Annotated in this window: 14 protein-coding genes and 1 pseudogene; 11 read left to right on the forward strand and 4 right to left on the reverse strand. The window is 65.6% G+C overall.

The window, feature by feature from the left end; genetic code table 11:
- Positions 1-54: 54 nt before the first annotated feature.
- Positions 55-690, reverse strand: coding sequence for a GntR family transcriptional regulator (locus AC57B5_RS05955; protein WP_012205578.1), 636 nt, complete (start codon positions 688-690; stop codon positions 55-57).
- A gap of 114 nt (positions 691-804) precedes the next feature.
- Between AC57B5_RS05955 and scpA the strand changes: the two genes are divergently transcribed.
- The 4 genes from scpA to accC are packed head-to-tail and all read left to right on the forward strand — an operon-like array spanning position 805 to position 7,716.
- On the forward strand, positions 805-2,982 hold the full coding sequence (gene scpA, locus AC57B5_RS05960) for a methylmalonyl-CoA mutase (protein ID WP_013802440.1): 2,178 nt from the start codon (positions 805-807) through the stop codon (positions 2,980-2,982).
- Between the two features lie 25 nt (positions 2,983-3,007).
- A complete protein-coding gene (meaB, locus tag AC57B5_RS05965) occupies positions 3,008-4,030 on the forward strand; it encodes a methylmalonyl Co-A mutase-associated GTPase MeaB (RefSeq protein ID WP_496398987.1) in 1,023 nt (340 codons plus the stop codon).
- A gap of 56 nt (positions 4,031-4,086) precedes the next feature.
- Positions 4,087-5,619 (forward strand): acyl-CoA carboxylase subunit beta, encoded by a 1,533-nt coding sequence (locus AC57B5_RS05970; protein WP_496398988.1) that lies wholly within the window; start codon positions 4,087-4,089, stop codon positions 5,617-5,619.
- A 48-nt stretch (positions 5,620-5,667) separates the two neighbouring features.
- Positions 5,668-7,716 carry an acetyl-CoA carboxylase biotin carboxylase subunit gene (gene accC / locus AC57B5_RS05975; RefSeq protein WP_099750875.1) on the forward strand — a complete coding sequence of 683 codons (2,049 nt, stop codon included), beginning with the start codon at positions 5,668-5,670 and terminating at the stop codon, positions 7,714-7,716.
- A gap of 131 nt (positions 7,717-7,847) precedes the next feature.
- Here the strand turns inward: accC and AC57B5_RS05980 are convergent.
- Both AC57B5_RS05980 and AC57B5_RS05985 read right to left on the reverse strand, forming a co-directional pair.
- Positions 7,848-8,159: pseudogene (locus AC57B5_RS05980) on the reverse strand (PIN domain-containing protein); the annotation flags it as partial.
- A complete protein-coding gene (locus AC57B5_RS05985; RefSeq protein WP_496398989.1) occupies positions 8,156-8,422 on the reverse strand; it encodes an antitoxin in 267 nt (88 codons plus the stop codon). The pseudogene AC57B5_RS05980 and the gene AC57B5_RS05985, both read right to left, overlap by 4 nt.
- 240 nt (positions 8,423-8,662) lie before the next feature.
- Between AC57B5_RS05985 and AC57B5_RS05990 the strand changes: the two genes are divergently transcribed.
- The gene (locus tag AC57B5_RS05990) at positions 8,663-9,634 is read left to right on the forward strand and encodes a chemotaxis protein (RefSeq protein ID WP_012205585.1); all 972 of its coding nucleotides are present in this window, start codon (positions 8,663-8,665) and stop codon (positions 9,632-9,634) included.
- 36 nt (positions 9,635-9,670) lie between these two features.
- Here AC57B5_RS05990 and gntR read toward each other — a convergent pair whose 3' ends face one another.
- A complete protein-coding gene (gene gntR / locus AC57B5_RS05995) occupies positions 9,671-10,765 on the reverse strand; it encodes an HTH-type transcriptional regulator GntR (protein WP_012205586.1) in 1,095 nt (364 codons plus the stop codon).
- Between the two features lie 225 nt (positions 10,766-10,990).
- On the opposite strand from gntR, the gene AC57B5_RS06000 reads away from it, so the two are divergent.
- From AC57B5_RS06000 to eda, 6 genes are all read left to right on the forward strand, one after another.
- Positions 10,991-11,509, forward strand: a complete 519-nt coding sequence (locus tag AC57B5_RS06000; RefSeq protein ID WP_065345834.1) for a gluconokinase — start codon at positions 10,991-10,993, stop codon at positions 11,507-11,509.
- An 18-nt stretch (positions 11,510-11,527) separates the two neighbouring features.
- Positions 11,528-12,034, forward strand: a complete 507-nt coding sequence (locus AC57B5_RS06005) for a TRAP transporter small permease (RefSeq protein WP_496398990.1) — start codon at positions 11,528-11,530, stop codon at positions 12,032-12,034.
- 12 nt (positions 12,035-12,046) lie between these two features.
- Complete coding sequence (locus AC57B5_RS06010) at positions 12,047-13,327, forward strand: TRAP transporter large permease (RefSeq protein ID WP_013802434.1); 1,281 nt, start codon at positions 12,047-12,049, stop codon at positions 13,325-13,327.
- 28 nt (positions 13,328-13,355) lie between these two features.
- Positions 13,356-14,375, forward strand: coding sequence for a TRAP transporter substrate-binding protein (locus AC57B5_RS06015; RefSeq protein ID WP_012205590.1), 1,020 nt, complete (start codon positions 13,356-13,358; stop codon positions 14,373-14,375).
- A 110-nt stretch (positions 14,376-14,485) separates the two neighbouring features.
- Positions 14,486-16,312 carry a phosphogluconate dehydratase gene (edd, locus tag AC57B5_RS06020; protein ID WP_088164756.1) on the forward strand — a complete coding sequence of 609 codons (1,827 nt, stop codon included), beginning with the start codon at positions 14,486-14,488 and terminating at the stop codon, positions 16,310-16,312.
- On the forward strand, positions 16,297-16,935 hold the full coding sequence (gene eda / locus AC57B5_RS06025) for a bifunctional 4-hydroxy-2-oxoglutarate aldolase/2-dehydro-3-deoxy-phosphogluconate aldolase (protein ID WP_034393529.1): 639 nt from the start codon (positions 16,297-16,299) through the stop codon (positions 16,933-16,935). The genes edd and eda overlap by 16 nt, the downstream gene beginning before the upstream one ends.
- Positions 16,936-17,438 lie beyond the last annotated feature (503 nt).

Genomic DNA, 17,438 nt, shown 5'->3' on the forward strand with positions numbered 1-17,438 from the left:
CGTTATGGCCGCGCCAGATGGTGCCGGCTGTGCAAGAGCGCCGAACGGCAGGCTTCAGGACGCCGCAGCCAGGCCGTTCTGGAAATGCTGACGCATGGCCTGGGCCGCTGCAGCGCCATCGCGGCGCAGCAGGGCCTGCATGACGGTCTCGTGCTCGGCCAGCGAATCCTCGATGCGGCCCTGCTTGAACAGCGACTTGTGGCGGTTGAGCTTCATCACCTTGCGCAGATCGGCCACCAGCTGGTTGCGCCAGCGGTTGTCGGCAATCTGCAGCAGCTGCATGTGAAAGCTCTCGTTGAGTTCGAAGAAGCGGTCTGCATCGCGCGTCTGCGCCTTGAGTTCCTCGTGGGTCTGCTGCAGGGCGGCAAGCTCTTCGTCGCTGCCCGATTCGGCCACCACCTGGACGGCATCGGATTCCAGCAGGCTCAGCAGGTGATAGACATCGGCAATGTCCTTGGAAGACACCTCGGTCACATAGGCGCCACGGCGCACCTTCATGGTGACCAGGCCCTCGGCGGCCAGCACCTTCAGGGCCTCGCGCAGCGGGGTGCGGCTGATGCCGTATTCCTCGGCAATCTTCAGTTCGTCGATCCAGTCACCGGGCGCCAGCTCGTGCTCGAAGATGCGCAGGCGCAGCTTCTCTGCAACCTGTTCGTAGAGAGCGCGGGGAGTGAGGGTGTTTGTCGACATGTGGCCCGGATTGTATCGGCAAAGATATTTTGAATGAATAATTATGAATGATGTAAACTGCGGCAGCTCTGGGGCATGCCCTCAAGGGCACCTGTCATTCACGAGCCTGAGAACATGAGACAAGACCATCCGACAGCGCAGAACGGCCAGGAATTCGCAACTGCCGACCTGCAGAAATGGGCCCAGGCGGCCGCCAAGGCCGCTCCCGGGGGCGACATCCAGGCACTGCACTGGACCACGCCCGACGGCATCGACGTCAAGCCGCTGTACACCGCGGCAGACACGGCCAACCTGCCCCATACGGATAGCCTGCCAGGCTTCGAGCCCTACATCCGCGGCCCGCAGGCCACCATGTACGCGGGCCGGCCCTGGACCATTCGCCAGTACGCGGGCTTTTCCACGGCCGAGGAGTCCAACGCCTTCTACCGCAAGGCGCTGGCCGCCGGCGGGCAGGGCGTGTCGGTGGCCTTCGACCTGGCCACGCACCGCGGCTACGACAGCGACCATCCGCGTGTGACGGGCGACGTGGGCAAGGCCGGCGTGGCCATCGATTCGGTCGAGGACATGAAGGTGCTGTTCGACCAGATCCCGCTGGACAAGATCAGCGTGTCCATGACCATGAACGGCGCCGTGCTGCCCGTGCTGGCCGGCTACGTGGTGGCGGCCGAGGAGCAGGGCGTGGCCCAGGACCAGCTGTCGGGGACCATACAGAACGACATCCTCAAGGAGTTCATGGTCCGCAACACCTATATCTACCCGCCCCAGCCGTCGATGCGCATCATCGGCGACATCATCGAGTACACGAGCAGGAACATGCCCAAGTTCAACTCGATCTCGATCTCGGGCTACCACATGCAGGAGGCGGGCGCCAACCAGGCGCTGGAACTGGCCTTCACGCTGGCCGACGGCAAGGAGTACGTGAAGACCGCCACGGCCAAGGGCATGGATGTGGACGATTTCGCAGGCCGGCTGTCCTTCTTCTGGGCCATCGGCATGAATTTCTACCTGGAAATCGCCAAGATGCGCGCGGCCCGCCTGCTGTGGTGCCGCATCATGAAGGGCTTCGGCGCCAAGAAGGCCAAGAGCCTGATGCTGCGCACGCACTGCCAGACTTCGGGCTGGTCGCTGACCGAGCAGGACCCCTACAACAACGTGGTGCGCACCACCATCGAGGCCATGGCCGCCGTATTCGGCGGCACGCAGAGCCTGCACACCAACAGCTTTGACGAAGCCATCGCGCTGCCCACCGAGTTCTCGGCCCGCATTGCGCGCAACACGCAGCTGATCATTCAGGAAGAGACCCACATCACCAATGTGATCGACCCCTGGGCCGGCAGCTACATGATGGAGAAGCTGACCCAGGACATGGCCGACGCCGCCTGGAAGATCATCGAGGAGGTCGAGGCCATGGGCGGCATGACCGCCGCCGTGGATTCGGGCTGGGCCAAGCTCAAGATCGAGGCCGCCGCCGCCGAGAAACAGGCGCGCATCGACTCGGGCAAGGATGTCATCGTCGGCGTCAACAAGTACAAGCTGGCCAAGGAAGATCCCATCGACATCCTCGAGGTGGACAACGTCAAGGTACGCGACAGCCAGATCGCACGCCTGAACCAGATCAAGGCCAGCCGCGATGCGGCCAAGGTCGAGGCCGCCCTGCAGGCGCTGACCCAGGCCGCCGAAAGCGGCGAGGGCAACCTGCTGGACCTGGCCATCCAGGCCGTGCGCCTGCGCGCCACGGTGGGTGAGGTCTCGGATGCACTGGAGAAGGTTTTCGGGCGCCACCGCGCCGATACGCAGAAGGTGACCGGCGTGTATGCAGCAGCCTACGACTCGGCCGAGGGCTGGGAAAAGCTCAAGGGCGAGATTGACGCATCGTCTGAGCAGCTGGGCCGACGCCCGCGTGTGATGATCGCCAAGCTCGGCCAGGACGGCCATGACCGCGGCGCCAAGGTAGTGGCCACGGCCTTTGCCGACCTGGGCTTCGACGTGGACATGGGCCCGCTGTTCCAGACGCCCGAGGAATGTGCGCGCCAGGCCATCGAGAACGACGTGCACGCCGTGGGCGTGTCCACGCTGGCGGCTGGCCACAAGACCCTGGTGCCGGCCATCATCGAGGAGCTGCGCCGCCAGGGCGCGGACGATATCATCGTCTTCGTGGGCGGCGTGATTCCCGCGCAGGACTACGACTTCCTCTACAACGCCGGCGTCAAGGGCGTCTACGGCCCGGGCACCCCCATACCGGCCAGCGCCAAGGATGTGCTCGAACAGATCCGCCAGGCCAACAGCCTCTGAGCCCGCCGCAGTGACTCCCGAGCAAATGCAAGACGGCATCCTGAACGGCAACCCCGCCGTTCAGCGCCGGGCCATGGCCAAGGCCATCACCCTGCTGGAATCCACGCGCGCCGACCACCGTGCGGCGGCCGATGTGCTGCTCACGGCCCTGCTGCCGCATACGGGCGGGTCTTTCCGCCTGGGCATCAGCGGCGTGCCGGGCGTGGGCAAGAGCACCTTCATCGAAACGCTGGGCCTGTTCCTCATCGCACGCGGCCTGCGGGTGGCGGTGCTGGCCATCGACCCCTCATCCACCGTGTCGGGCGGCTCCATTCTTGGCGACAAGACGCGCATGGAGCAGTTGTCCGTTCACCTGGACGCCTACATCCGCCCCAGCCCCAGCAGCGGCACCCTGGGCGGCGTGGCCGAGAAAACCCGCGAGGCCATGCTGGTCTGCGAGGCGGCTGGCTACGATGTGGTCATCGTCGAGACCGTGGGCGTGGGCCAGAGCGAGATCGCCGTTCAGGGCATGTGCGACATGTTCTGCCTGCTGCAACTGCCCAATGCGGGCGATGACCTGCAGGCCATCAAGAAGGGCGTGATGGAGCTGGCCGACCTGGTCGTCATCAACAAGGCCGACATCGATCCCCATGCCGCCACGCGCGCGCAGGCCCAGATCACCTCCAGCCTGCGCCTGCTGGGCATGCACGGCAACCCCGAGCACGCCCACCACGACGAGCGCCTGTGGCAGCCCAGGGTCATCACCATCAGCGCGCTCAAGCAAGAGGGCGTTGACGGCTTCTGGAGCGCGGTGGAGGAATTCCGCCGCCTGCAGCAGGCCAACGGCCGCCTGGCGCTGCGCCGCGAACGCCAGGCCCTGTCCTGGATGTGGGAGCGCATCGACTCCGGCCTCAAGCAGGCCTTCCGGCAGCATCCGCAGGTGCGGGCGCTGCTGCCCCAACTGCAGGCCGACGTGGCAGCAGGGCGGATCGCGGCCAGCACGGCCGCCAGAAATCTGCTGCAGGCGCAGGCCGTGCCTGCAATGGCACCCGCCGCAGCGCCGCAGTGACCGCAGACAAGACAACACCAGCAACCCGTACCGTTAGACGTTAGAGGAATCGCAGCATGCAAGACATCCTGGATCAACTGGAGACAAAGCGCGAACAGGCCCGCCTGGGTGGCGGCCAAAAGCGCATAGACGCACAGCACAAGAAGGGCAAGCTCACGGCGCGAGAGCGCATCGAGCTGCTGCTGGACGACGGCACCTTCGAGGAATGGGACATGTTCGTCGAGCACCGCTGCACCGACTTCGGCATGGAAAACAGCAAGATCCCCGGCGACGGCGTGGTCACCGGCTACGGCATGATCAACGGCCGCCTGGTCTTCGTCTTCAGCCAGGACTTCACCGTCTTCGGCGGCGCGCTGTCAGAGACCCATGCCGAGAAAATCTGCAAGATCATGGACCAGGCCATGAAGGTCGGCGCCCCCGTGATCGGCCTCAACGACTCGGGCGGCGCCCGCATCCAGGAAGGCGTGGCCTCCCTGGGCGGCTATGCCGACGTGTTCCAGAAGAACGTGCTGGCCAGCGGCGTGGTGCCGCAGATCTCCATGATCATGGGCCCCTGCGCGGGCGGCGCCGTGTATTCGCCGGCCATGACGGACTTCATCTTCATGGTCAAGGACAGCAGCTACATGTTCGTCACCGGCCCCGAAGTGGTGAAGACCGTGACGCACGAGGAGGTCACGGCCGAGGAGCTGGGCGGTGCCATCACCCACACCACGCGCAGCGGCGTGGCCGACATGGCCTTCGACAACGACGTGGAGGCGCTGATGATGCTGCGCCGCCTCTACAACTACCTGCCGCTGAACAACCGCGAGAAGGCGCCCGCGCGCTACACCTCGGACCCCGTGGACCGCGCCGACAAGTCGCTGGACACCCTGGTGCCCGACAACGCCAACAAGCCCTACGACATGAAGGAGCTGATCCTCAAGACCGTGGACGACGGCGACTTCTTCGAGCTGCAGCCCGACTACGCCAAGAACATCATCACCGGCTTTGCGCGCATGGACGGCCAGACCGTGGGCATCGTCGCCAACCAGCCCCTGGTGCTGGCCGGCTGCCTGGACATCAAGAGCTCCATCAAGGCCGCGCGCTTCGTGCGTTTCTGCGATGCCTTCAACATCCCCGTGGTCACCTTCGTGGACGTGCCCGGCTTCATGCCCGGCACCAGCCAGGAGTACGGCGGCATCATCAAGCACGGCGCCAAGCTGCTGTACGCCTATGCCGAGGCCACGGTGCCGAAAATCACCGTCATCACGCGCAAGGCCTACGGCGGCGCCTATGACGTGATGGCCTCCAAGCACCTGCGCGGTGACGTCAACCTGGCCTGGCCCCATGCCGAGATCGCCGTGATGGGCGCCAAGGGCGCCGTGGAGATCATCTTCCGCGAGGACAAGAACGACCCTGCCAAGCTGGCCGCGCGCGAGGCCGAGTACAAGGCCCGCTTCGCCAACCCCTTCGTGGCAGGCGCGCGCGGCTTCATCGACGATGTGATCCAGCCGCATGAGACGCGCAAGCGCATCTGCCGCTCGCTGCAGATGCTCAAGAACAAGCAGCTGGAAAATCCGTGGCGCAAGCATGGAAACATCCCTCTGTGACCAGGCCCTGATATCAAAGATCGAATCCAGAAAAAACAGGCTGCGAAGATGTTCAAGAAGATCCTGATTGCCAACCGCGGCGAGATTGCCTGCCGCGTCATCGCCACCGCCCGCAAGATGGGCATACAGACCGTGGCGGTGTACTCCGATGCGGACCGCGAGGCACGCCACGTCAAGCTGGCCGACGAGGCCGTGCACATTGGCGCCGCGCCCAGCCGCGAGTCCTACCTGCAGGCCGACCGCATCATTGCCGCCTGCAAGCAGACCGGCGCCCAGGCCGTGCACCCGGGCTACGGCTTCCTGTCCGAGAACGAGGCCTTCGCCCGGCGCGTGGAGGAAGAGGGCATCACCTTCATCGGCCCCAAGCACGCGGCCATTGCGGCCATGGGCGACAAGATCGCCTCCAAGAAGCTGGCCGACAAGGCCGGCGTGAGCACCATCCCCGGCTACAACGATCCCATCGCCGGCCCCGAGGCCGCCGTGGAGATCGCCAAGGGCATCGGCTACCCTGTGATGATCAAGGCCAGCGCCGGCGGCGGCGGCAAGGGCCTGCGCGTGGCCTACAACGACAAGGAAGCCTTCGAGGGCTTTGCCAGCTGCCAGAACGAGGCACGCAACAGCTTTGGCGACGACCGCATCTTCATCGAGAAGTTCGTGCAGGAGCCGCGCCACATCGAGATCCAGGTGCTGGGCGACGGCCACGGCAACGTGATCTATCTGAACGAGCGCGAATGCTCCATCCAGCGCCGGCACCAGAAGGTGATCGAAGAGGCGCCGTCCCCCTTCATCAGCGACGCCACGCGCCGCGCCATGGGAGAGCAGGCCGTGGCCCTGGCCAAGGCCGTGGGCTACCAGAGCGCGGGCACGGTGGAATTCGTGGTCGGCAAGGACCAGGATTTCTACTTCCTGGAAATGAACACCCGCCTGCAGGTGGAGCACCCGGTGACCGAGTGCATCACCGGCCTGGACCTGGTCGAGCAGATGATCCGCGTGGCCGCTGGCGAGAAGCTGGCCATCGCGCAGGAAGACGTCAAGCGCAATGGCTGGGCCATCGAGTGCCGCATCAACGCCGAGGACCCGTTCCGCAACTTCCTGCCCTCCACGGGCCGCCTGGTGCGCTTTGCGCCGCCCGAGCAGACCATGTGGCAGGCCGACACCGGCCACCTGCACGGCGTGCGCGTGGATACGGGCGTCTATGAGGGCGGCGAGATCCCCATGTTCTACGACTCGATGATCGCCAAGCTCATCGTGCACGGCAGCGACCGCAACGACGCCATCGCCAAGATGCGCGAGGCGCTCAATGCCTTCGTGATCCGGGGCATCAGCTCCAACATCCCGTTCCAGGCCGCGCTGCTGGCCCATCCCAAGTTCAAGAGCGGCGACTTCAACACCGGCTTCATCGCCGAGCACTACTCCCACGGCTTCCACGCCGAGGACGTGCCCCACGGCGATCCGGACTTCCTGGTCGCCCTGGCCGGCCACATGAACCGCCGCTACCGCGCGCGCGCCGCCACCATCAGCGGCCAGATGCGGGGGCACGAGCTCAAGGTCTCGGCCGACTACTGCGTGGTCGTGCTGGGCGCCGAAGGCCAGCACCAGTACCGCGCCGTGCAGGTCTCGGACTTCGATGCCGAAAGCCGCGCCAGCACCGTCACGGTGGATGGCAAGCCCTATACCTTCCGCAGCGAAACCCCCATGCGTGCCATGTGCGTGCAGGGCAGCTGCAACGGCAAGCCCTTCACGGCCCAGGTCGAGCGCGGCACGGCCCGAAACCCGCTGGCCCTGCGCGTCATCCACAACGGCACGCAGATCGACGCCCTGGTGCTCTCGCCGCGCGGCGGCGAACTGCACCGCCTCATGCCCTACAAGGCGCCGCCGGACCTGTCCAGGTTCCTGCTGTCGCCCATGCCGGGCCTGCTGGTGGACGTGGCCGTGCAGCCGGGCCAGAAGGTGCAGGCGGGCGAGAAGCTGGCGGTGATCGAGGCGATGAAGATGGAGAACATCCTGTTCGCTTCGCAGGACGGCGTGGTCGGCAAGATCAGTGCAGCCAAGGGCGATTCGCTCGCGGTGGACGATGTGATCCTGGAATTCGAGTGATTCCTGCGCGTGACCTCTTTCCCGGCGCCGGGATCAATGCCCCTGGCGCAGCCAGTTTCGATCCTGAGCCCGGGAATGCGTTCGAAATGCCGCACATTGTCTGTGACCAGGATCGCGTCCAGGGCCAGCGCATGGGCGGCGATCATTTCGTCGAAGTCTCCAATCGGCAAGCCCTGGGCACGCAGATAAGCGCGCAGCTGACCATGCTGGTTGGCCGCCTTGGCGTCCCAGGGCAGGATGGCGGTGATGTGCAGGAACGCCTCCACGATCCGTGCCAGCCGTACCGCCTCGGGCCGCCGGGCAATTCCATAGCGCAGCTCGGAACAGGTCACTGCACTAACGCACCACTGCCCTGGTGCGAGGGCTTGTAAGCGCGCATCAAACAAGGGATTGCCCCGGATGGCTTCGCTGGCGGCATTGGTGTCCAGCATGTACAGCATCATTCCTCCCAACCTTGGAAGGGATCGCGTTGCTCGCTGCCCTGTTGGCGCACGGGGAGGGCCGACTCGGCCGCATGCCCCAGCTGTTGGCGCAGCCGCATGAATTCACTCCAGTCCGCGCGAGGAATGGTCGAAAGAATGACGTCTCCGGTGTTTTCATCGCGGCGGATATACACCTCGGCTCGATCTTCGAAGCGAAACTCGGCAGGCAGCTTTACGGCTTGAACGCCATCGGTGGCGAAAAGTTGGGCGGTAACGGGTGGCATGGCGCGCTCCTCATGGTGCTGGCGGAAAGATCCATCTTCCTATATTGACCGGATACGGACCTGTCTGTTCAGATCCGGCCTTGAACCCGACGGCGCTGTCGCACGGCCTGCCCATACCTTGACCCAGCGCTGCTGCGTTGTTGGCGCCACAGGCAAGCTGCGTTGCGCAATAAATTTTTGCTAAATCCGAGGCGCTCGCTTTAGAATTTGTAAAAAGATGTGTCACTCTCCAGGACCGGCATGAACCTCAATTCCAAGGCAGCTCAAAGAGAGATCGACGAGCGCACCAACCTCACCAGCAACAACAAGTTCGAGCTGCTGCTGTTCCGGCTGGGCAGCGACTCCGGCCTGGGCCAGTCCGAGCTGTTCGGGATCAATGTGTTCAAGGTCCGCGAAATCGTGGCCATGCCGCACATCACGCCCATCGCGGGGGGCACGGCCCATTCGCTGGGTGTGGCAAACCTGCGCGGGCAGGTGATCCCGGTGCTGAATCTTCCCGCCATCATGGGCTGCAAGCCCCAGACCGGCCTGAACATCATGCTGGTCACCGAATATGCGCGCACCACCCAGGCATTCGCGGTGGAGTCCGTCGAGGACATCGTGCGCCTGGATTGGAAGCAGGTGCTGTCGGCCGAGGCCAGCGGCACCGGCGGCAAGCTGGTCACCAGCATCGCCCGCCTGGATGGCGACACCGACAACTCACGCCTGGCCCAGGTGCTGGATGTGGAGGCCATCCTGCAATTGGTGTCTCCCACCGACGCCCAGGAAATCACGCCGGAAAAAGTGGGCGCCAGGCTCAAGCTCAAGCCCGGCGCCATCGTGCTGGCCGCCGATGATTCCTTCGTGGCGCGCTCGCTGATCGAGAAGGAGCTCAAGGTCCTGCAGGCACCGTATGAAATGCTCAAGTCCGGCAAGGAGGCCTGGGACCGCCTCAACGCCATCGCCGACAGCGCCCAGGCAGAGGGTCTGACGGTGGCCGACAAGGTCGCCCTGGTGCTGACCGACCTGGAGATGCCCGAGATGGACGGCTTCACGCTCACCCGCCACATCAAGCAGGACGCGCGCTTCCATTCCATTCCCGTGCTCATCCATTCCTCGCTGTCCGGATCGGCCAACGAAGACCATGTGCGCAGCGTTGGCGCGGATGGCTACGTGGCCAAGTTCGCGGCAGAGGATCTGGCCGAGACCCTGCGCCGCCTGCTGCCGGGCTGATGGCCACGGAGGAGGGCGCCCAAAGCCCTCTTCGCTTCAACTGCTCTGCCGGACCACCAGTTCGTAGCCCAGATCCACGCTGGGCGGCTCCACGGCCTCGCCCCGCATCAGCTGCAGCAGCATGCGCGCACCTTCGGTGCCGATATGGCCGCGCGGCGTGCGGATGGTGGTCAGCGGCGGCACCATCTGGTCGCTGCCGGGCAGGTCGTTGAAGCCTGCGATGGCGATCTGCTCGGGCACGCGTATCCCCCGGCGCAGAGCCTCCAGCAGTGCCCCCTGGGCGATGTCGTCGTTGCAGAAGAACAGGGCATCGACAGCAGGGTCCAGGCGCAGGGCCGCGTCCAGCAGCTCGGCGCCCAGCGCCATCGACGTGGGGCGGGGCCAGAGCAGTTCCAGGGCGGGGTCATGCAGGCCCGCCGCCTGCAGGGCATGGCGGTAGCCCGCGGCGCGCTGCATCACGCGGGCATCGAGCTGGCCTGCGCAAAAGGCAATGCGCCTGTGTCCGCGCTCCATCAAGTGCCGCGTGATGGCGGCTCCGGCCTCGGCCTGCGAAAAGCCCACGCTGGGCGCACCAGGCTCGCCGCCCAGTTCCATCAGGTGCACGCAGGGGACCTTGCTGGCCTGTACCAGTTCACGCGCAGCGGGGCTGCGGTCAAAACCCGTGAGCAGCAGACCGGCCGGGCGCATGGGCAGGTAGGTGCGCAGCAGCTGTTCTTCTTCGGCCCGGTCGTAGTGGGTCACGCCGATCAGCGCGTGGTAGCCCGCGGAGAACAGCACCTTGTGGACCGCCTCGATCAGGTCCACGAACAGGGTGTTGGACAGCATGGGCACCAGCACCAGCACCTGGGCGCTTTTCTGCGAGGCCAGGGCGCGTGCGGCGGGGTCGGGCACGTAGCCCATCTGTGCGGCGGCCGTGCGGATTTTCTCGACCAGGGCCGGGTCCACGCGGCGCTCGCCGCGCAGGGCGCGCGAGACCGTCATGGGGCTGACGCCAGCGGCCTGTGCCACATCGCTGAGCGTGATGCGCCCGCTGGCCCGCGAGGAGCGTGCGCGCCCCGTGGCGGGCAGGGCCGGGCCGGAAACATCGGCGGAGGGCGATTCTGGGGAGGCAGGCGGAATCTGACGGGCCAAGGGATTGTCCTAGGTCGGGGGCGGGAGTGTTGAAGATTATGATAGCGCTATCCCAATCATTCGAAGGCCCTTGCTCCTGCGTGTAAACCCGGACGAAGGCCTCTGAAGCACAACGAAATCCAAGGCAGACCCTGGTCTGCCAATTTTTGCAAGAACATGGATAGCGCTATCCCAACAATCACCGCGACCGCCCCCGCAGACACCCGCCCACGGGCGCTGGTCGTCATGGGCGTTTCCGGCTGCGGCAAGTCCAGCGTGGGGCAGGCCCTGGCCGATGCCCTGGGCTGGACCCTGCACGAGGGCGATGCCCACCATGCCGAGGAAAGCATCCGCAAGATGCAGGCCGGCATCCCCCTGACCGATGACGACCGCAGCGGCTGGCTGGACCGGCTGGCCCAGCTGCTGGCCCAGGCCATGCCGGGGCAGGGCGTGGTGCTGACCTGCTCGGCCCTCAAGCGCAAGTACCGCGACCGGCTGCGTGCCGCCGGCCCGGCCGGTGCCGTGGGCTTCGTGTTCCTGGACCTGAACTACGACACGGCGCTGCAGCGCGTGCAGGAGCGCGCCGGCCACTTCTTCTCGCCCGAGCTGGTGGCCAACCAGTTCGCCACGCTGGAACGCCCTGATGGCGAGTGCGCCGTGCTGTCCGTGGACGCCACGCTGCCGCTGACCGACATCGTGCTCCGCGCCCAAAGCTGGCAGGTCCTGCCCGCGGCGCAGGCCGACACCTTCTCCCAAAACCCATAACGCCAGGAGACAAGCCCCATGCAATCCGATTCCCCCGCAGTCCGGCCCAAGCCGCGCCTGCAGCACTTTGCCGAGGTGCTGATGGTGCTGGCCCTGGCCGGCATGGTCATTGCCGTGTTCGTCAACGTGGTGCTGCGCTATGTGTTCCACACCAGCATCGTTTCCTATGAGGAAATCTCGCGCCTGCTCTTCGTCTGGCTGGTGGCCATTGGCGCCATCGTCGCCGCTTTCGAGGGCAGCCACCTGGGCTTCGACCTCGTGACATCCCGCGTGGGGCCTGGCGTGCGCAAGGCGCTGTTCTGGGTGTCGCAGGCGCTGGTCCTGGTCTGCATGGGCCTGCTGCTGTGGGGCTCCTGGGCCCAGGTGGAGGCCGGGCTGAACAGCTACAGCACGGTGCTGGGCTACCCGCTGGCCCTGGGCGCCGCGGCCACCCTGGTGCTGGCCGTGGGCTTGCTGGTGGTGACGCTGCGCGACCTGCGCCGTGGCGCGCCGGCAGAAAACCATGCCGAAACGGCGGTCGAGTAAGGAGTACGCACCATGGTTGTGACCCTGATCTTTCTGGCCGTGCTGATTGGCGGCATGGTGATCGGCATGCCCATCGCCCAGGCGCTGGTGCTGACCGGCGTGGCGCTGATGTGGCACCTGGACTTCTTCGACTCGCAGCTGCTTGCGCAGAACCTGCAGGCCGGCTTCGACAACTTCCCGCTGCTGGCCGTGCCCTTCTTCATCCTGGCCGGCGAGCTGATGAACGCGGGTGGCCTGTCGCGCCGCATCATCGACCTGGCACGTGCCTATGTGGGCCATATCCGTGGCGGCCTGGGCTATGTGGCCATTGGCGCGGCGGTGCTGCTGGCGTCCATGAGCGGCTCGGCCATTGCCGATACCGCCGCCCTGGCCACCATCCTGCTGCCCATGATGCGCGACCAGAAGTATCCCGACAGCTACAGCGCGGGCCTGCTGGCCTCGGGCGGCATCATTGCGCCCATCATTCCGCCGTCCATGCCCTTCGTGATCTACGGCGTGACGACCAACACCTCGATCAGCAAGCTGTTCCTGTCGGGCGTGGTGCCGGGCCTGATCATGGGCGTGTTCCTGATCTTTGCCTGGTGGTCCATCGCTCGCAAGTACGACCTGTCGCGCGGCGAGCGCATGGCCTGGGGCCCACGTCTGAAGGCGCTGGCCAAGAGCTTCTGGGCCATGATGATGCCGGTCATCATCCTGGGCGGCCTCAAGGGCGGCGTGTTCACGCCCACCGAGGCGGCCGTGGTCGCAGCCGTCTATGCGCTGTTCGTGTCCATGGTGATCTACCGCGAGATGACATGGACCCGGCTTTACGCCGTGTTCCTGGCCGCCGCCAAGACCACGGCCGTGGTCATGTTCCTGTGCGGCGCCGCCACGGTGACGGCCTACATGATCACCCTGGCCGACCTGCCCAACATGCTGGCCGACAGCTTCTCGGGCCTGCTGGGCAGTCCCGTGCTGTTCATGGCCACGATGATGCTGTTCCTGCTGGTGGTGGGCACGGCCATGGACCTGACGCCAACCATCCTGATCTTCGGCCCCGTGTGCGCGCCGCTGGCCGTCAAGGCCGGCATCGATCCCATCTACTTCGGCTTCATGTTCATCTATGTGGGCTGCATCGGCCTGATCACGCCGCCCGTGGGAACGGTGCAGAACGTGGTCGCCGGCGTGGGCCGGCTTCGCATGGAGACCGTGATCAAGGGCACGAACCCGTTCCTGATGGTCTATGTGCTGCTTGCCGTGCTTTTCGTGATTTTTCCGCAAATCATCCTGGCCCCTCTGCGCTGGATGCATTGATCCCTCACTACAACCCAAGGAGATGAACATGCGTATTCCCTTTGCACTCGCCGGCCTGATGGCCGCCGTCACCACGTTGGCCGCCACGGGCCAGGCCATGGCCCAGGACTTCAAGCCGCGCATCGTGCGCTTCGGCTATGGCCTGGTCGATGAGTCCAACCAGGGCCGCGCGGCGCGCTTCTTTGCCAAGGAGGTCGAGAAGGCCACGGGCGGCAAGATGAAGGTGCGTGCCATCGGCAATGCCTCGCTGGGCTCGGACACGCAGATGCAGCAGGCGTTGATCGGCGGCGCACAGGAGATGATGGTCGGCTCCACCGCCACCCTGGTGGGCCTGTCGCCCGAGATGGCCGTCTGGGACACGCCCTTCCTGTTCAGCAATGTCAAGGAAGCCGACGCCGTGCTGGACGGCCCCGTGGGCGAGAAGGTCAAGGCCACGCTGGAGCCCAAGGGCATGGTGGGCCTGGTCTATTGGGAAAACGGCTTCCGCAACCTCACCAACAACAAGCGCCCCATCGCCAAGATGGAAGACCTGGCCGACGTGAAGCTGCGCGTGATGCAGAACAACGTCTTCCTGGACAGTTTCAAGGCCCTGGGCGCCAATGCCGTGCCGCTGCCGTTCTCCGAGCTGTTCACGGCGCTGGAGACCCGTGCCGTCGATGGCCAGGAAAACCCTTTCAACACCGTGCTGTCCAGCAAGTTCTATGAAGTGCAGAAGTACCTCACGGTGTCCAACCACGTCTACAGCCCCTGGATCGTCACCGTCAGCAAGAAGTGGTGGGACACGCTGAGCCCGGCCGAGAAGAAGGTGCTGCAGGATGCCGCCGTCAAGAGCCGTGAGTTCGAACGCAAGGACACGCGCGAGGAAGCCGCCAAGGCCCTGGCCGACATCAAGGCCAAGGGCATGCAGGTCAACGAGCTGCCCGCCGCAGAAGCCAGCCGCATGCGCGACAAGCTCGCGGCGGTGAATGCCGGCATTGCCAAGACCGTGGGTCAGGGCACGTGGGACGAGGTGCAGGCCGCCGTCAAGCAGGCGCGCGCAGTGAAGTAAGCTTCGGTGCAGGGCCGGACGCACCTGGGAGGGATGCCCCGGCCGACATTTCCCATAAAGACAACGCGACAGAGAGAAAACGCGCACCAGCGCATCCGCAGGAACCCCGCATGAGCACCATCCACCCCATCGTCGAGCAGGTCACGCGCCGCATCCGCGAGCGCAGTGCCCAATCACGCGCCGCCTACCTGGAGCAGGTGGACGCCATGGCCGCACGCCCGCCCGGCGCCCAGTCCATGGGCTGTGCCAATGTGGCCCATGCCTTTGCGGGCATTCCAGGCGGCGACCGCATACGCATTGTGGAAGAGAAGGCGCCCAACGTCGCCATCGTCACCGCATACAACGACGTGCTCTCGGCCCATGCGCCGCTGGCACGCTATCCCGACATCCTCAAGGACGAGGCGCGCAAGCTCGGCGCCACGGCGCAGGTCGCCGGCGGCGTGCCGGCCATGTGCGACGGCGTGACCCAGGGCGCGCCCGGCATGGAACTGAGCCTGTTCAGCCGGGACGCCATTGCCATGGGCACGGCCATCGCGCTGTCGCACGACGTGTTCGACGCCGCGCTGATGCTGGGCATTTGCGACAAGATCGTGCCGGGCCTGCTGATCGGCGCCCTGCATTTCGGCCATCTGCCCACGGTGTTCGTGCCGGCCGGCCCCATGACCTCGGGCCTGTCCAATGGCGACAAGGCCAAGGTGCGCGAGCAGGCCGCGCAGGGCCTGGTGGGCCGCAAGGAACTGCTGGCCGCCGAAACGGCTGCCTACCACGGCGAAGGCACCTGCACCTTCTACGGCACGGCCAACAGCAACCAGATGCTGCTGGAGGCCATGGGATTGCATGTGCCGGGCACGGCCTTCATCAACCCGGCCGAAGGCGAACGCGAACTGCTCACGCGCGAGGCCATGCGCAGTGCGCTGGCCATCACCAAGAACCGCCGCTTCGCGCCCATTGGCCATGTGGTGGACGAGCGCTGCATCGTCAACGCCATGGTGGCCCTGCTGGCCACGGGCGGATCGACCAACCACCTGATCCATTGGGTGGCCGTGGCGCGTGCGGCGGGCATCGTCATCGACTGGAATGATTTTTCGGAACTCTCGGGCGTGGTGCCGCTGCTGGCCCGCGTCTATCCCAACGGCAGCGCCGACGTGAACCAGTTCCAGGCGGCAGGCGGGCCGGGCTATGTGATCGGCCAGCTGCTGAAGGCCGGCCTCATGCATGGCGATGTGCTCACCGTGCGGCCCGAGGGCCTGCAGGAATTTGCGCGCATTCCCGCCGTGGACGACGGCCATCTCGTCTGGCACGAGGCCGAAGTCTCCGGCGACCTGTCCGTGCTGCGCCCAGCCGATGCGCCTTTCAGCGCCACGGGCGGGCTCAAGCTGCTGTCCGGCAACCTGGGGCGCAGCGTGATCAAGGTCAGCGCCGTGCCCGAGGACCGCCATGTGGTCGAGGCGCCTGCGCGCGTCTTCGACTCGCAGGAAGCGCTGCAGCAGGCCTTCAAGGCCGGCGAACTGGACCGCGATGTCGTCTGCGTGGTGCGCTGGCAGGGTCCGCGCGCCAACGGCATGCCCGAGCTGCACAAGCTCACCCCACCGCTGGCCGTGCTGCAGGGCAAGGGCTACAAGGTGGCCCTGGTCACGGACGGCCGCATGAGCGGCGCCTCGGGCAAGGTGCCCGCCGCCATCCATGTCTCGCCCGAGGCCTGCGTGGGCGGGCCGCTGGCGCGCCTGCAAGACGGCGACCTGGTACGCCTGGACGCCGTGGCTGGCACCCTGGCCGTGCTGGTCGATGACACCGAATGGCAGCAGCGGCCCCTGGCCACCATGCCGCAGGCACTGCGCCAGGCCAATGGCCGGGGTTTTGGCCGTGAACTGTTTGCCGGATTCCGGCGCCACGCGCTCAGCGCAGAAGAGGGAGCTTGCACATGGATCAACGACTGACGGCACTGGCCATCATGCAGGACGCGCCGGTCATCCCGGTCATCGTCCTGAACAACGTCGCACATGCCGTACCCATGGCCCAGGCCCTGGTCGCGGGCGGCATCCGCGTACTGGAAGTCACGCTGCGCACGCCCGAGGGCCTGGCCAGCATCGAAGCCATTGCACGTGCCGTGCCCGAGGCCATCGTGGGTGCCGGCACCGTGCGCAGCGCTGCCGATGCCCGTGCCGCCGCCAGCGCCGGTGCGCGCTTTGCCGTGAGCCCCGGCTACACCAGCGCACTGGGCCAGGCCTGCCAGGCCCTGCAGCTGCCGCTGCTGCCCGGCGTGGCCACCAGCGGCGAAATCATGGCTGCCCAGGACGACGGCTTCAACGAGCTGAAATTCTTCCCCGCCGTACAGGCGGGCGGCACGGCCATGCTCAAGGCCTGGCAAGGCCCGTTCGGCGATGTGCGGTTCTGCCCCACGGGCGGCGTGTCGGCGGACAATGCGGCGCAATTCCTGGCGCTGTCCAACGTGGTCTGCGTGGGTGGCTCCTGGCTGGTGCCTGCCGATGCGCTGGAGCAGGGTGACTGGAAGCGGATCACCGCACTGGCCGGCGCAGCCAAAAGCCTACGCAGCGCCTGAGTCGCCATTGCCCCAGAACCAGCGGCCCCCAAGGGGCCGCTTTTGTTTGTCTGGGCCATCGATTGGGGATGGGGACTTGAATCCATTGAAAATTATGCGTATTGCGGCAATGTTTGCGCAAAATGCAAAGTCAAGGTACGAGGAAAGGAGGGATTGATTTCATAACACAACGTTACAATCATTGCTTATCCTTCAAACAGCCCTTTGACAAGACGATATCAATAGGCTGTCTTGAAACATTCGCATATGCACAAGAATAATTGCCACCTGAAGTTTCCGCCGCAATCATTCTTTACCTACCAAGAAAAATGCAATTGCCGTTGCAGGGCCTGAAAATAAAAATTGGCACTGGCGCCTCGCGGCGCCAGTGCCAATTTTTATTGATCGAGCATCGAGCATCGAGCATCGAGCATCGAGCATCGAGCATCGAGCATCGAGCATCGAGCATCGAGCATCGAGCATCGAGCATCGAGCATCGAGCATCGAGCATCGAGCATCGAGCA

The sequence above is a fragment of the Delftia sp. BGA-UO-ETr-SB1 genome, from assembly GCF_059567865.1.

Coding starts and splice junctions, on each gene's coding strand:
- AC57B5_RS06010 (WP_013802434.1), top strand. CDS start 12,047: ATGGTTGTGACCCTGATCTTTCTGGCCGTGCTGATTGGCGGCATGGTG.
- AC57B5_RS06005 (WP_496398990.1), top strand. CDS start 11,528: ATGCAATCCGATTCCCCCGCAGTCCGGCCCAAGCCGCGCCTGCAGCAC.
- AC57B5_RS06000 (WP_065345834.1), top strand. CDS start 10,991: ATGGGCGTTTCCGGCTGCGGCAAGTCCAGCGTGGGGCAGGCCCTGGCC.
- AC57B5_RS05985 (WP_496398989.1), bottom strand. CDS start 8,422: ATGCCACCCGTTACCGCCCAACTTTTCGCCACCGATGGCGTTCAAGCC.
- accC (WP_099750875.1), top strand. CDS start 5,668: ATGTTCAAGAAGATCCTGATTGCCAACCGCGGCGAGATTGCCTGCCGC.
- scpA (WP_013802440.1), top strand. CDS start 805: ATGAGACAAGACCATCCGACAGCGCAGAACGGCCAGGAATTCGCAACT.
- AC57B5_RS05955 (WP_012205578.1), bottom strand. CDS start 690: ATGTCGACAAACACCCTCACTCCCCGCGCTCTCTACGAACAGGTTGCA.
- AC57B5_RS05970 (WP_496398988.1), top strand. CDS start 4,087: ATGCAAGACATCCTGGATCAACTGGAGACAAAGCGCGAACAGGCCCGC.
- meaB (WP_496398987.1), top strand. CDS start 3,008: ATGCAAGACGGCATCCTGAACGGCAACCCCGCCGTTCAGCGCCGGGCC.
- AC57B5_RS05990 (WP_012205585.1), top strand. CDS start 8,663: ATGAACCTCAATTCCAAGGCAGCTCAAAGAGAGATCGACGAGCGCACC.
- edd (WP_088164756.1), top strand. CDS start 14,486: ATGAGCACCATCCACCCCATCGTCGAGCAGGTCACGCGCCGCATCCGC.
- eda (WP_034393529.1), top strand. CDS start 16,297: ATGGATCAACGACTGACGGCACTGGCCATCATGCAGGACGCGCCGGTC.
- AC57B5_RS06015 (WP_012205590.1), top strand. CDS start 13,356: ATGCGTATTCCCTTTGCACTCGCCGGCCTGATGGCCGCCGTCACCACG.